The following is a 14,689-nucleotide window of genomic DNA, read 5'->3' on the forward strand; positions in this document are numbered from 1 at the left end:
AGGCTCAGGGACCGGAGAGCCTACGGACCGGTGCAGTAGGTGAGTGTGATGACCGACTTCTGCGGGATGTCGCCCGGTGCGGGTGACATGGCCGTCACCGGGTCGCCGGCGACGGCCTTGCACGTCGCGTCGGCCTGCGGCTGCACGGTGAACTGCCTCGTCGCATCCTGCAGGTAGTTCGTCGCGTCGAGGAGTGGCTGCCCGACGACGTCCGTCAGCGTGACGTTCCCGCTGGAGACGACGAGGTTCACCGTGGACCCCTGGTCGACGGAGGTACCCGCTCCGGGATCCATCCGCAGCACGACACCTGCCGGCACGGTCGGCGAGTTCTCGCGGGTCACGGAGCCTTGGGTGAGGCCGGCAGCGGTGACCGCGGCCCACGCGGCCTCGGAGGATTGGTTGGTGACGTCGGGTACCTCGACCTGAGCGCGACCGGTCGACACGTAGACCTTGATCTGCGTGTTCTTCGTGACCGTGGTGCCGCCTGGCGGGTCGGTGCGGATGACGTGCCCGGCATCGTAGTCGCTGCTCGCTTCGTCGAACTTGGTGGGGACGAGCTCGAGCTGCTCGATCGTGCTGTTCGCGCTCTCCCACGTGGCGTCGACGAGATCCGGCACCTCTCGGGAGTCCGTGGAGATGCTTGTCGCGGGCGGGAGCTGCACCACCCAGAACACGAGTGAGAACAGGATGACGGCGATACCGGCGATGGCGGCCCAGATCCACACGACCGGTGGCCGGCGCTGAGTACGCGTCACGGTGTCGTCAGAGGTGAGCTGACGGATCGCCTGCTCGGTGCTGGACGCCGCCGTCGGAGATGGGCCGAACAGCGAGTCGTGGTCGTCGCGTCGGACCGGGACATGGCCGGCTCCGGCTTCGTCGAGGTCCTCTCGGAACTCGACGGCGCTCTGGTACCGCTCGAAGCGATCCTTCGCGAGGGCTCGGAGGACGACCTGATCGAGTGCCGGCGACACCTTCGGGTTGATCGAGCTCGGTTTCACCGGGCGCTCGCTCACGTGCTGGTACGCGACGGCGACGGCGGTGTCGCCGCGGAAGGGCGCCTTGCCCGTCAGCATCTCGAAGAGGACCACGCCGGTGGAGTAGAGGTCGGTCCGGGCGTCGACCGTCTCGCCCTTGGCCTGCTCGGGCGAGAAGTACGCGGCCGTGCCGAGGATGGCGGTCGTCTGGGCGACCGTCGTGGACGAATCGGAGACGGCGCGCGCGATGCCGAAGTCGGTGACCTTGACGTCGCCGGCCGTGGTGATCATGACGTTGCCCGGCTTGATGTCGCGGTGCACGACGCCGGCTCGGTGGGAGTATTCCAGCGCGGTGAGGATGCTGTGCGCGATGCGCACCGCCTCGTCGGACTCGACGGGGCCCTCGGCGATGAGGTCCTTCAGCATGCGCCCTTCGACGTACTCCATGACGATGAAGGGCTCGATGAGGTCGTGACCGGAGCCGTCCTTCACCCGCTCCTCGCCGGCGTCGTAGACCCGGACGATCGTGGGGTGCGCCATCCGTGAGGCGGCCTGCGCCTCCTGACGGAAACGGGAGCGGAATGCGGGGTCGGTGGCGAGCGTGGACTTCAGGACCTTGATGGCGACGGTGCGACCGAGCTTGGTGTCGACGCCGCGGAAGACGTTGGACATGCCCCCGCGACCGATGAGGTCGCCGACGACGTATCGGCCTGCGAGCAGGCGTTGATCGTCAGCCACGTACCACCCCTGAATTCGCTTGGAGGACAAACACTAACAGCTTACCCGGGCACGCTTCGAGTGCTCTCAGGGATGCCCCTGAGAGCACTCGAAGCGGTACTAGGAAGTCGCCTTGACGACGGTGATGGGCGACGGTGCGGGGGAACCCGACGATGTGCCTGTACTGCACCGTACCGCGTACGTCGCCGACAGGGATCCGGGGGTGTCCACGGTGACCGTACCGAACGTGGTGTTGGCGTCGAACTCACCCGAGGTGTTGTTCTGGAAGGTTCCGCCGGTGACCGTCACGGTGTAGCCCAGGAAGTCGGTTCCGCTCGGGCAGGCGTTCTGCACCGCGAGCCAGTCGACACGGATCGTCGTCGACGCGGCATCCTTCGGGATCTCGAGCTGACCAGCGTCGTTGAGGACGGACTGGTCGAACTTCGGCGCCTCCGTGGGCGGGTCGATGACCGCGATCTCCCCGTACACGGTGAGGGTGATAGCCGACCCGGTCTTCACGTTACCCGTCGGGTTGACGTCGTACACCGTGTTGACCTGCTCCGGCGAGGTCGCGGCATTGCCGACGTTCTTCGACACGCTGAAGTTGTACGGCGGCGCGCTGAAGATCGTGTTGAGTTCGTCGAAGGACCTGCCCTGGAGGTCGCTCAGGTTGATCGGGAACACCGTGGGTGTGGGCGTCGGTGTGGGCGTCGGGGTCTTCGTCGGCTTCGGCGCCGCGGACGTCGTCGGCGGGGGCGTGGTGCCCCCGGCATCGTTGCCCTGGTTGGCGAACACGGCGATCAGCGAACCGACCAGCACGATGACGAGCAACGCGACCAGACCGATGAGCGGCCAGGTCCACTTGCTGCGCTTCTTCTTCTCGCCCTCGCCCTCGACGTCGTCCTCGAGCTGGTCCGCCTCGGCGGCGGACAGCAACTGCGTGGTCGCGTCGTCGGCTGCGGGCATCCGGCGGGTCTGTTCCATGACGGTGGTCGCGGCGTCGCCGGCCCCACCGAGGATCATCGGCACGGCTGCGGCCGCGGCGTTGAGGTCGCCTCGACGGAGCGCCTGAGCGGCGCGCGCGACGTGGGCGGACGATGCCGGACGGTCGACCGGGTTCTTCGCGATCATCGACATGACGAACCGGCGGACCGGCTCGGCGATCGTGACGGGGAGCTCCGGCGGCTGTTCGTTGATCTGCGCCATCGCGATGGCGACCTGCGACTCGCCCGTGAACGGACGGCGTCCGGCGAGGCATTCGTACGCGACGATGCCGAGCGAGTAGATGTCCGTCGACGGCGAGGCGGGGTGTCCGCTCGCCTGCTCGGGCGAGAGGTACTGCACGGTGCCCATGACCTGACCGGTGGCCGTGAGCGGCACCTGGTCGGCGATCCGGGCGATGCCGAAGTCGGTGATCTTGACGCGGCCGTCCGGCGTGATGAGCAGGTTGCCCGGCTTGATGTCGCGGTGGACGAGGCCTGCAGCGTGCGCGGCCTGGAGCGCGGACGAGGTCTGCGCGACGATGTCGAGCACCTTGTCGGTGGGCAGGACACGCTCCCGCTCGAGCACGGTGGACAGGGCCTCACCGGGCACGAGTTCCATGACGAGGAACGCGCTGCCGTCCTCCTCGCCGTAGTCGAAGACGTTTGCGATGCCCTCGTGGTTCACGAGTGCGGCGTGCCGTGCCTCGGCACGGAACCGCTCGAGGAACCCGGGGTCCCCCATGTACTCGTCCTTGAGGATCTTGATGGCGATGGTCCGGCCGATGACCAGGTCAGTGGCCTGCCACACCTCGCCCATGCCACCGATCGCAATGCGAGATTGCAGTTCGTAGCGACCTCCGAAGGTCAGCCCGGCTGTCGGTCTCATTTGTTCAGCACCGCCTCTAGTACTTTCTTCGCGATCGGAGCGGCCACGAGGTTGCCGTAACCGTCCTGTCCGAGTCCACCGCCATCTTCAACAACGACCGCCACGGCGACCTTCGGGTCGTCCGCAGGCGCGAAACCGGTGAACCACAGCGTGTACGGATCGTCGGATCCGTTCTGTGCCGTGCCTGTCTTTCCAGCCACATCGACCCCATCTATTCTTGCATTAGTCGCAGCACCGCTCTGGACGCCCTGGACCATGATGTCCGTGATCTCCTTGGCCACCGAGCTCGAGATCGGCTGCGACAGCTGCGCCGGTTCGAACTCCTTGAGGACGCTCAGATCGGGGTTCACGACGCGGTTCACCAGCTGCGGGTTGCAGACGATGCCACCGTTCGCGATACCGGCCGAGACCATGGCCATCTGGAGCGCCGAGGCCCGCACGGTGTACTGCCCGAAGGCGGCCATGGCGGTCTGGTCGTCGCTCAGCGCGTTCGGGAAGGTGCTCGGCTGCATCGGCATGGGGTTGAGTCCCGTTCCGGTGATGTTGACGTCCATGTTGAAGCCGAAGCTCTGCGCCATGTCGCGGATCTTCTCGTAGCCGAGTTCGACGCCGAGCTCCGCGAGCGGGATGTTGCAGCTGAGCTCGACGGCCGTCGCGATGGACACCGTCGCCCCGCCGCCGCAGCTTCCGCCCTCGGAGTTGCGGATGACGGTGCTCGTCCCGGGCAGCGTGTAGGTGGAGGGGTTCGGGAACTCCGACTCCGGCGTGTAGTCGCCCGAGGCGAACGCCGCGGCCGCGGTGACGAGCTTGAACGTGGAACCGGGCGGATCGAGGTCGCCGTCGACGCCCTTGTTGAGGAGCGGCTGGCGGTCGTCGTCGTCGAGGGTCCGATAGGCGTCGAGCACGGCCGCGTTGTCGTGGCTGGCCAGGACGTTCGGGTCGTAGCCGGGGCTCGACACCGAGGCGAGGATCTTGCCCGTCTTCGGCTCGATGGCGACGATCGCGCCCTCCTGGTCGCCGAGTGCGTCGAAGGCGGCCTGCTGAACGACGGGGTCCAAGGTGACCTCGACCGCGGCACCCTTCGGGGCCTGACCGGAGATGAGCCGGTTGATGGAGTCGAGGAACTGGGAGTTCGACGTGCCGCTGAGGAGGTCGTTCGTCGCGAGTTCGAGACCGGACGAGCCCTGGGTGGGCGAGAAGTAGCCGGTGACGGGCGCGTACAGCGGGCCGTTGGCATAGACGCGCTGGTACTTGTACTCGTCGTCGCTCGCGACCGACGAGGCGATGGCGGTGCCGTCCGTGAGCAGGATGGGACCACGCTCCGTCCGGTAGCTGTCGTAGAGCGTCCGCGTGTTGCGACCGTCGGCGTTGAGGGTGTCGGCCTGGAACATCTGGATGATGGTGGTCGACCCGAAGAGCGCCAGGAACATCGCCAGGACGACGATGCTCACCCGCTTGAGTTCGCGATTCATGAGACCACCGCCTTGGGTTGGGTCCGGACCGTGTCGGAGATGCGGAGCAGGACGGCGATGATGATCCAGTTCGCGACGAGCGACGACCCGCCGGCCGCCAGGAAGGGTGTGGTGAGCCCCGTCAGCGGGATGATGCGGGTCACGCCGCCGACGACGACGAAGACCTGCAACGCGACGGTGAACGCCAGGCCGATCGAGAGGAGCTTGCCGAAGTCGTCGGTGCCGGCGTAGCCGACTCGGAAGCCCCGCGAGACGAGCAGGAGGTAGAGCGCGAAGATCGCGAAGAGACCTGCGAGGCCGAGCTCCTCACCGAGGCTAGCGATGATGTAGTCGCTCTGCGGGACGGGGGTGATCTCGGGCATGCCCTGGCCCAGCCCGGTGCCGAGCAGTCCGCCGTGCGCGAGGCCGAAGATGCCCTGCACGAGCTGGTAGCTGCCGCCGTCGCGGTCGAAGACCTCGGGGTTGAAGGCGTCCCACCAGTTGTGGAACCGACCGGCGACGTAGGAGAGGGTCTGGCCGGCGATGAACGCACCGGCGAAGAACATCGTCAGGCCGATGATGATCCAGCTGGCACGGCTCGTCGCGACGTACAGCATGACGAGGAACATGCCGAAGTAGAGCAGACCGGTTCCGAGGTCGCGCTGGAAGACGATCACGCCCATCGCCATCGCCCACACCACGAGGATCGGGCCGAGGTCGCGCAGACGGGGGAACTGGATCCCGAGGAACTTCTTGCCGACCATCGAGAGGCTGTCCCGCGTGCGCACGAGATAGCCGGCGAAGAACACCGCGAGAGCGATCTTCGCGATCTCACCGGGCTGGAAGGTGACCGCGTCGCCGATGCCGATCCAGACGCGGGCACCGTTGACCTCGCGACCGATGCCCGGCAGCAGGGGCAGCAGGAGGAGGACGAAGGCGAAGAGGCCGGCGATGTACGTGTACTTGAAGAGCACGCGGTGGTTGCGGATGATCAGGACCACGGCGATGGCACCGGCGATCGCGATCGCACTCCACACCATCTGTCGGACCGCGGCGCTCGCCCAACCGGAGTCGCCGAGGGCGATATCGATCCGGTAGATCTCGGCGATGCCGATGCCGCCGAGCACGGTGGCGATCGGCAGCAGGAAGGGGTCGGCCTCCGCCGCGGTGTAGCGCAGCACGATGTGGAAGGCGAGGACCAGGAGGGACAGGCCCGAGCCGAAGGTGATCAGGGCGAAATCGAGGTGTCCGAGGGCGCCGAGCTGCACGAGCATCACCGCGACCGCGTTGATGGCGAACGCGAAGATGAGGAGCGCGAGCTCGAGGTTACGGAGCTTCTTCGGCAGCCGGAGCCGGCGCATCGTCTTGATGACACCGGTGTCGGCTTGGATGGGGGCTGCGACGTCACTGGTCATCGGTCACCCGCAATCGCTTCACGATGTCGAGCGCCTCGGTGAACGAGGACGCGCTGATGGTCTGGTCGACGGCCTGGCGGTCGAAGTCGGAGAGCGAGCCGAGCGGGATGCCGGTGTCCTCCTTGACGTTCGAGAGCTTGATGGGGCCGACGTCCTGCTGGATGCCCTGGTAGATGACCACGGTGTCCGTGTCGCCTCCCACGAAGTAGCGGGTCTGGGTCCACGCGTACCCGAGCACGACACCGCCGACGATCGCGACGATGACCACGATGAGGCCGACGAGCCAGGTGATGCGCCGACGTCTCGCGCGACGCTCGTCCTCCTCGATGAGCTCGTCGAGGTAGTCCTCGGAGGCGGGCTCGAAGTGCGAGTTGCCGAGCGAGGTGACCCGCCCCGGGTGCAGCCAGCTGTTGGGGATGAGTGACGGCTTCTTCACCGACGGGGTGAGCGCGAAGGCCACCGGCTTCGAGGCCGAACCGACGACGACGGGCTCACCGTCACTCACCGGCTCGTCGACGATGTCGACGACCACGACGGTGACGTTGTCCGGTGCACCGCGGTCGAGGCTCTGCCGGACGAGCTTCTCGGCAGTGCGCTGCGCCGACAGCTGCTCGGTGAGGGTCGCGGTGATGTGCGTCTCGTCGACCACGCCCGACAGACCGTCCGAGCAGAGGATCCAGCGGTCACCCGGCTGCGTCCCGAGCGTCATCGTGTCGATCTCGGGGGAGGCGTCGACGTCGCCGAGGACGCGCATCAGCACCGATCGGCGGGGATGGACCATCGCTTCCTCGGCCGTGATCCGGCCGGAGTCCACGAGGCGCTGGACGAAGGTGTGGTCGACCGTGATCTGGCTGAGCTCGCCCTCACGGAAGAGGTAGATGCGGGAGTCGCCGATGTGGGCGATGGCGACCTCGTTGCCGATGACCGCGAGCGCGGAGACCGTGGTGCCCATGCCCGTCAGCTCGCGGTGCTTCGAGACCGTGTCGCCCAGGATGGAGTTCGCCGCGAGGATCGCGGACTGGAGCGTCGCCTCGGCGGCTTCGGAGGACGGGTACGGTTCGTCGGCTTCGATGATGCGGTTGAGTGCCATCGCCGAGGCGACGTCACCGCCGGCGTGGCCACCCATGCCGTCGGCGACGACGAACAGGTGGTGCCCGGAGTATCCGGAATCCTGGTTGTTTGAGCGCACTTTACCCACGTGGGAGAGCGCTGCGCCGGCGCCGCTGGTCGTCACCGGGTTACCGCCGCAACTCGAAACTGGTCTGGCCGACCTTGACGGGGGTGTCGAGTGGGATCTGCGTCGGGACGCTCACGCGCTTGCCTGCGAGGAAGGTGCCGTTGGTGGAATCCAGGTCCTGGACCATCCACTCGTCGTTCCAGAGCATGAGGCGTGCGTGATGCGTGGACGTGTAGTCGTCGCGGATGATGAGGCCGGAGTCCGCTGAACGACCGATGGTGATCGGCTCGCGGCCGAGCGGGAGCTCGGTGCCCTGCTTGGGGCCGGACACGATGACGAGGCGCGAGGTGTTGTCGACCGTGGCGCGCGGAGGCGTGCCGCTCGATCCGCCGGTGGCGGGCCGACTGGGGGCCGGGGCGGTCGCGGCGCGCATCGGCTGCGGTGGGGTGGCCGGAGCTCCGTTCGACGACTGCTGCTGCGGCTTCCGGACGCGCGGTCCGAAGAGGTCGGTGCGGAGGGCGTAGACGATGCCGAAGACGAACGTCCAGAGCAGGAGCAGGAAGCCGATGCGGAGGACCAGCAGGGTCAGTTCGCTCACGCGCCGTTCCCCCACGAGTCGCCGAACGACGACACATCGTGACGTCGGGTCGCGTCGCTCATCTGGCGATCGGATCCGCCGGCCTTGGCGACCACCCGGAACACGATCCTGGTGCGGCCGATCTCGATGACGGAGTCGGGGGAGAGGGCCGCCTGGCGGAAGGGCTGGCCGTTGAGCTTCGAGCCGTTCGTCGAGCCGAGGTCGCGCGCCTGACCTGCGTTGCCGTCCCAGAGGATCTCGACGTGCTTCCGCGAGGTGCCGGTGTCGGGGATCGTGATGTCGGCCTCGGTACCGCGGCCGATGACCGTGCGGGCCTGCGTGATCGGGTAGCGCTTGCCGCCGATGTCGAGCACGGGTGCCCAGGTGACGGAGCCCTTGAGGTTGACGCTGTCGATCTGCACGAGGCCGTCGGGGAGGGAGCGGTCGCCGGAGAGCTTGATGGTCACGGCACCCGGAAAGGAGTACCCCTGGCTCTTGGCGTGCTTCTGGACGAGCGAACCGAGCTCGTCGATGAGGGAGGGGCCGATGGCGTCCATGCGCTCGAAGTCGGTGGGCGACATGCGGACGGTGAACTTGTTCGGCACGAGGATGCGGTCGCGGGAGACGACGGCGGCCTTGGTATCGAGCTCGCGTCGGAGCGCGCTCGTGATCTCGACCGGCTGGAGTCCGGACTTGAAGGTCTTCGCGAAGGCGCCGTTGACGGCGCGCTCGAGTCCCTTCTCGAAGTTGTCCAGAATGCCCACGGTCTCTCGATTCGTGTCGGTGTCCAGGCAATGTTAGACGGTTTGCCTGCACACGAGGCCAATCGACGCGGGCGCCGACGCCAGGTGTTCACCCGCTCGGCAGCAGGAGATCAGCATCGGCGCATGGCCGTCCGACCCGTTTCCTCCTGCCTTGGCGCGGATCTCCGGTGTTCTACCGCGCGGGTTCCGCGTGCTATCCTCGATAAGTTGCCGCGAGAGCGGTGACGTCTGGTGTCTCGCGCGAGTGGCGGAATTGGCAGACGCGCTGGCTTCAGGTGCCAGTGCTCGAAAGGGCGTGCGGGTTCAAGTCCCGCCTCGCGCACCAGGGCGGGTTCACGTAGAAACGCGAATCAGTTCATGAAATGCGAGTTCGGCGGTTGCCTCGGTGAAAATCGAGGCAACCGCCGCTTCATTTTCGGGCCTCAGCGTGGTTCGTGAGCGCGGATCCGCGGTCGCCGCGTTCTGTGTCCACGACGAATAGCCTCTTGAGGGGCTGTTCGGTCTTGCTTTTCGATTTCAAGCGAGTCGTTCGGACTACGCGGGAGGTGCGAGCGCGCCGACTGTTGCCGGCCGAACATTAGCCAGGTTCGTGGCGGAGAACTTCTTCCTGTGCTTGATGCCCTTGTTCACAGACTCGACCTGGTTGCGCTGACCGTAGGCCTTCTTCCACTCAGCGGTTCCCCACGAGTATCGCTGAAGATGACGGCGTGAGTCTTTCCAGGAACATCGCGCCTCTTTCTGCGGCGCTGTCGGGGAGATCAGGGGGTACGTGATGCTTGCAGGTACGTGAGCACTGCTTTCACACGCCGGTTCTCATCTACGGGGCTCAGGCCGAGCTTCTGGAAGATGCGTCCGACGTGCTTGCCGACCGCGGGGTCGCTGAGCACGAGCTTCTCGGCGATGGCGGCGTTTGATTGGCCGTCCGCCATGAGAATGAGGACTTCGGTCTCCCGTGGCGTGAGCGTATCCAACGGGCCGGGGTGTGCGCTGCTGAGGAGGTGCTGGACCACATGAGGGTCGATAGTCGTCCCCCCGCTGGCGATGTTCTGCAGTGCGCCGGCGAAGTCACGCACCCGGTTGATGCGGTCCTTGAGCAGATACCCGACGGCCCCTTCGGGCAGTGTGAGGAGACGGCGGGCGTTCATGTCCGCGAGGTACTGCGAAAGGACGAGGATCGGCTGGTGCGGGTGCTGCTCCCGGATGCGAAGGGCGGCCCGCAGGCCGTCGTCCTTGTTCCCGGGTGGCATGCGGACGTCGGTGATGATGATGTCGGGAGCACTGTCCAGTCGCGCGTACGCTTCCTCCAGCTGGGGTGCCGTCTCGGCGGCGCCCACCACCGTGTGGCCCAGCCGCTCGAGCAGAGCGATGAGTGCTTCACGCAGTAGCGCTGAGTCCTCAGCGATCAGTATTCGCATGCAAGGCGTTCCCTTCTTCGGGTAGGGGGAGGTCCATTCGCAGGACGGTGGGTCCGCCGGCGGGGCTTGTGACTTTCAGATGACCGTTGAGAGCCTCTGCACGTTCGGTGAGTCCTCGTAGTCCGGTTCCGTTCCGTTTGTCGGCACCGCCTGTTCCGTTGTCGGTCACGGTGACGATGAACGTCTTGCCATCGGTGCCGGTGGCGACCACGGCGGAGGAGGCGGATGCGTGCTTGGCGATGTTCGTGAGGGCCTCTGCGACCAGATAGTAGACGGTGGTCTCGTGTGCGGCGGGGAGGTGAACTCTGGGGTTCCCTTCGACGGTCACTCGAATGTCGCTGCGCTCAGCGAGCTCCTCGAGGGCCGCGCGGAGTCCGTAATCGGTGAGTACTGAAGGGTGGATCCCGCGGACCGTGTCACGGAGGGTCGTCATCGCATGCTCCGCCTGAACCTGGGCTTCGTCGACCGCTCGCAATAGCTGAGTGGTGTCAGTGCCTCTCGCGGCGAGCTCGTCCACTTCGAGGCCGATCATTCCCAGTCGTGCGCCGAGTGCGATGAGTTCTTGCTGTACGCCGTCGTGCAGGTCCCGTTCGATGCGACGGCGCTCCGCGTCTGACGACTCGGCGAGAGCACGGCGCGAGTTGATGAGACGCTGGATGTTCGCGTCGACGCCGCGTGCTTTCGGCCCGCACAGGAGTCGCAACACACATGCTTGACCAGTTGCGAGACACGCGTTGATGTAGCCGAACAGGATCAGCACGACGAGGGTGATGAGCGCGACTGGCCACCAGTTTGTGGGGGTCATGACCCCTTCGGCGTCTCCGAAGAACTGGGTCGGTGTGGGTCCGGTGATACCGGCGGCAGCGACCATGCCGAGCGCCAGAAGTGTGATGGTCTCGAAAAACAGCACGATGAGTGCGAGGAGAGCGCAGACAAGGTCCCAGATGAGCGCCAGTGCCTCGCGCCACGTCGCACGTTCTGTGAGGCGGATGTTGATCCAGTGGTGACGCTCGCTGGCATCGACCGTGGCGTGGTCGCTCATCTGCACGGGGAACCCGAGAAGGCGTGTGCGTCGGCGCTCCATGGATCCGAGGACGAGACCCCAGAACGGCAACAGTAGGAATGTGAAGATCACAAGCGGGACGAGAGCTGCTCCAACGAGCACACTCAGCATCAGGTAGATGAGTGCCCGCCACGGCCAGCGGCTGAGAACGAAGCGCCACGGGGGCAACCTCATCGCCTTCCACACGTGACTCGCCGTCGTCATGGGTCCAGCCTAGGGATCCCCCACGCCGGGCATCGCCAGCGGCACCGAAAGGTATAGCCAGCCCTACCTCGAAGAGTAGGGCAGGACCCATCGTGCGGGTGCCCAGGGCTGAGATTCGATGGACGTCAGGCGCCACCCGCCAGGAGGAGTCAGCCAGGAACGCAGCGGAAGGAGATGCCATGACAGACAGCCGATGTCAGGCATCGTCAACGCTCGGGGCCGCAGCGACAAAGCCGGTGCGGGTCGCCCGGACCAGTCAGCCACGTGAGGCCTGATGTACCGCAATCACTCCATGCTGCGGTTGCAGCACTGCACGCCCGGCGAGGCGTACTACGAACAGTCGACCACCGCTGCATCGGGTCGCCACTTCTCACACCCCGCGCCCCCCACCTGGTCGCTCTCGAAGTTCGGCCCATGGGCGACGCTTCACCCGGACGATGGTGGCGTTCTCCCGCGCCAGGGGTGGAAGGTACACGTCAGCACTCGCCCGGAGCAGGCGCGAGACGCGCTCCGCATCGTCGGCGACATCTGCGTCGAGCGTGGTGTCCCCTTCAAGTACCTCTCTGACGAGACCGAACTGCGCCGAACCAGCATGAAGTACGCCAACCGTGGGTCGGCAGGCAAGTTCATCACTGTCTTCCCCCGCACCGATGAAGAGTTTTGCGAACTCCTGCCACTGTTCGATGAGGCTCTTCGCGGATTCGACGGCCCATACATTCTGTCGGATGTGAAGTTCGGCGAGAGTCCCGTCTACTTCCGTTACGGCGCCTTCTTCCTGGACCGCCTCGAGCATGCGGACGGTTCGGCGGGCTACGCCATTCAGAGCCCAGACGGAGAGAAAGTCCACGACAGTCGCGCCGCCGTCTTCACGCTGCCGAGCTTCGTTGATCCCCCGGCCCTGATTCGTGAACTTGTCGAGGAGCGACTCAGTCCGACGCCGGGGGTGTTGGAAGAACTTCTGCATCCGTACGTCGTGCGCTCCAGCTTGCATTTCAGCAATGCCGGCGGTGTGTACCTTGCTGACGCCGGATCGAGTCAGGTGGTCTTGAAGGAGGCGCGGCGATGGTCGGCGTACAGCTCGGACTCCGCCGACGCGACCTCGCGGCTGCGGAGTGAACACCGGGCTCTGAAGCAGCTCGCCAGCGTGGGCGCCGTCGTCAATGCCATCGAGTACCGGGTTATCGGCGACCATGAGTTTCTCGTCGAGGAGTACATTCCCGGGCTCACGCTCCAGTCCTGGGCAGCCAGCAACTATCCGTTCAGCACGGAGGAGACTGTCCTCGCCGACTACGCTGCACGAGCTCTGCCACTCGCCCGGCAGGTGATCACCGCGGTCGATCAGATTCATGATGCAGGCTGGAGCATTCTCGACCTGCAGCCGAAGAACATCCTGGTCGACGGCGACCGTGTCCGACTCATCGACCTCGAAGCCGCCCGTGAGATGGATGCCTCGGCGGTCGGCAGTATCGGCACCCCGGGCTTCATACCCCACGCGCAGACTTCGAACCGTGACCGCGACAGGTACGCGCTCGCTGCCGTTGTCCTGCACTTGTTCTGGCCGTCGCTGGCCGGGGCGTTCGACCCGTCCGCGCTGACCTACCGGGCACAGAAGGTTGCGGAGCAATTCCCGGAAGACGTCGCGGACGTCGTCAACACCTTGGTCGACGCTGTGCCCCCGGACGCGATGGCAACGTCGCACCCGTACCGCCACGCCACAGGCCTTGCTCTGACTCCAGGTAGACAAGTCTTGGAGCAGGTGTGCAAGGGCATCGAAGGAACCCGACGTGACGGGCCCCGCCGATTCCCCGGGGACGCGACACAGTTCGCAGACGGAGCCAGCGCCTTGCTGAACATCGAGACGGGAGCCGCAGGCGTGATCCTCATGCTCGCAAGAGCCGGCCGCGACGTCACGCAGGACCACAGGTGGTTGAGCGCGCGCCTTCGAGAAGTGGACGACATTCCGTTTCACGGTCTCCTCCGCGGAACCGTGGGCATCGCGGCCGCACTCGCCCAGCTCGGCGACACCGCAAGTGCCGAAGTGATCCTCGCAGCTGGAGAGGTAAGCGCCGACCCCGGACATGACCTATCCGTGCGGAGTGGCTTGGCAGGCACGATCCTCGCTCTGTGCGATGCTGCCTTCGCGGACACAGACTCCGCTCGCGACATGCGCGACCGATACGCCTCGTTGCTCGCCGCCCGTGTCACAGGCGGAGGGGACCTCCGTAGCCCTCACTCGGAAACCGGTAACACCATCGGGTTGTTCGACGGGTGGTCGGGTGTCGGAATGGTCTGCCGCCAGCTCGCGGAAGTCACCGGGGACGCCTCCTGGGATCACCTGATGCACCTCTGCTTCCAGCGCGAGCTGCAGCAGCTCACCGAAGCGGACAACGGGACCCTTCGTGTGGACTACTCGCGTGTCTCCTACGGCTACCTGTCGGAGGGTGCCGCGGGGATCGCGTTCACTCTCGCACAGTGCGCGCCGACCCACTACCGGGACGAGATCGCACGACTCGCTCAGACGGTCGACGGCATCATCAGCATGAACGGCGGCCTGTTTCGGGGGACTGCTGGCATCGCCTGCGCGCTCCTGTCCGCTCCGCTCTCTTATGGGGGCAGCGAACGGGTCCGGTTGATGTCCTTCACCGCCGAGAACTTCCTCTTCCGTGGGAGCGACCCTGACGCGCTGGTGATGCTCGGAGACAACGGATACCACCTCTCCGCGGACTACTCCACGGGAGCTGCAGGCTACGTCGGCGCGCTCCTCGCCTTATTCGAAGAGAACCCGGACGACTGGTTCCCGGTGACTCTTCCCAGACCACTTGACGATGACGTGGAAGGAGGTGAACACAATGAGCGCATTGCTTTCTTTGCAGGGCCTGTCGAACGAGTCCGGGCCTGAGGTCGGTGTCTTCGGATCCGGCATCAGCATGTGGTGTGACGGCGACAACAGCGGTATCAGCATCTCCTGCGGACCGAACTGATACACGGACGTGTGGGGCGCGCGGCGACGCGCGTCCCACGCTTCTTCTACGAAAGGGCAGCACATGCTCACAGCAACCGGAC

General features: G+C 66.1%; 10 protein-coding genes and 1 tRNA gene. 2 read left to right on the top strand and 9 right to left on the bottom strand.

The window, feature by feature from the left end:
- Positions 1-20: 20 nt before the first annotated feature.
- The 7 genes from pknB to IFR14_RS01105 form a co-directional block, all read right to left on the bottom strand.
- The gene (pknB, locus tag IFR14_RS01075; protein WP_191939954.1) at positions 21-1,712 is read right to left on the bottom strand and encodes a Stk1 family PASTA domain-containing Ser/Thr kinase; all 1,692 of its coding nucleotides are present in this window, start codon (positions 1,710-1,712) and stop codon (positions 21-23) included.
- Positions 1,713-1,811: 99 nt separating this feature from the next.
- Complete coding sequence (locus tag IFR14_RS01080; protein ID WP_191939955.1) at positions 1,812-3,560, bottom strand: serine/threonine-protein kinase; 1,749 nt, start codon at positions 3,558-3,560, stop codon at positions 1,812-1,814.
- The gene (locus IFR14_RS01085; protein ID WP_071261991.1) at positions 3,557-5,032 is read right to left on the bottom strand and encodes a peptidoglycan D,D-transpeptidase FtsI family protein; all 1,476 of its coding nucleotides are present in this window, start codon (positions 5,030-5,032) and stop codon (positions 3,557-3,559) included. The genes IFR14_RS01080 and IFR14_RS01085 overlap by 4 nt, the downstream gene beginning before the upstream one ends.
- On the bottom strand, positions 5,029-6,426 hold the full coding sequence (locus IFR14_RS01090; RefSeq protein WP_085511489.1) for an FtsW/RodA/SpoVE family cell cycle protein: 1,398 nt from the start codon (positions 6,424-6,426) through the stop codon (positions 5,029-5,031). The genes IFR14_RS01085 and IFR14_RS01090 overlap by 4 nt, the downstream gene beginning before the upstream one ends.
- A complete protein-coding gene (locus IFR14_RS01095; RefSeq protein WP_191939956.1) occupies positions 6,416-7,660 on the bottom strand; it encodes a Stp1/IreP family PP2C-type Ser/Thr phosphatase in 1,245 nt (414 codons plus the stop codon). Before IFR14_RS01095 ends, IFR14_RS01090 begins: the two co-directional genes overlap by 11 nt.
- 4 nt (positions 7,661-7,664) lie before the next feature.
- The gene (locus tag IFR14_RS01100; protein WP_079706131.1) at positions 7,665-8,201 is read right to left on the bottom strand and encodes an FHA domain-containing protein FhaB/FipA; all 537 of its coding nucleotides are present in this window, start codon (positions 8,199-8,201) and stop codon (positions 7,665-7,667) included.
- Positions 8,198-8,944 (bottom strand): FhaA domain-containing protein, encoded by a 747-nt coding sequence (locus tag IFR14_RS01105; RefSeq protein WP_191939957.1) that lies wholly within the window; start codon positions 8,942-8,944, stop codon positions 8,198-8,200. The genes IFR14_RS01100 and IFR14_RS01105 overlap by 4 nt, the downstream gene beginning before the upstream one ends.
- A 238-nt stretch (positions 8,945-9,182) precedes the next feature.
- Between IFR14_RS01105 and IFR14_RS01110 the strand changes: the two genes are divergently transcribed.
- Positions 9,183-9,269: transfer RNA gene (locus IFR14_RS01110), tRNA-Leu, on the top strand.
- A 433-nt stretch (positions 9,270-9,702) separates the two neighbouring features.
- Here the strand turns inward: IFR14_RS01110 and IFR14_RS01115 are convergent.
- Together IFR14_RS01115 and IFR14_RS01120 are read right to left on the bottom strand one after the other, a co-directional pair.
- Positions 9,703-10,359, bottom strand: a complete 657-nt coding sequence (locus IFR14_RS01115; RefSeq protein WP_124767844.1) for a response regulator transcription factor — start codon at positions 10,357-10,359, stop codon at positions 9,703-9,705.
- Entirely contained in the window at positions 10,340-11,626 is a 1,287-nt protein-coding gene (locus IFR14_RS01120; protein ID WP_124767845.1) for a sensor histidine kinase, read from the bottom strand. Before IFR14_RS01120 ends, IFR14_RS01115 begins: the two co-directional genes overlap by 20 nt.
- A 292-nt stretch (positions 11,627-11,918) precedes the next feature.
- On the opposite strand from IFR14_RS01120, the gene lanKC reads away from it, so the two are divergent.
- Positions 11,919-14,525, top strand: coding sequence for a class III lanthionine synthetase LanKC (gene lanKC, locus IFR14_RS01125; protein WP_191939958.1), 2,607 nt, complete (start codon positions 11,919-11,921; stop codon positions 14,523-14,525).
- The last annotated feature ends 164 nt before the right edge of the window (positions 14,526-14,689 follow it).

It is taken from the genome of Plantibacter sp. CFBP 8775, from assembly GCF_014839505.1.
GTDB classification, from domain to species: domain Bacteria; phylum Actinomycetota; class Actinomycetes; order Actinomycetales; family Microbacteriaceae; genus Plantibacter; species Plantibacter auratus.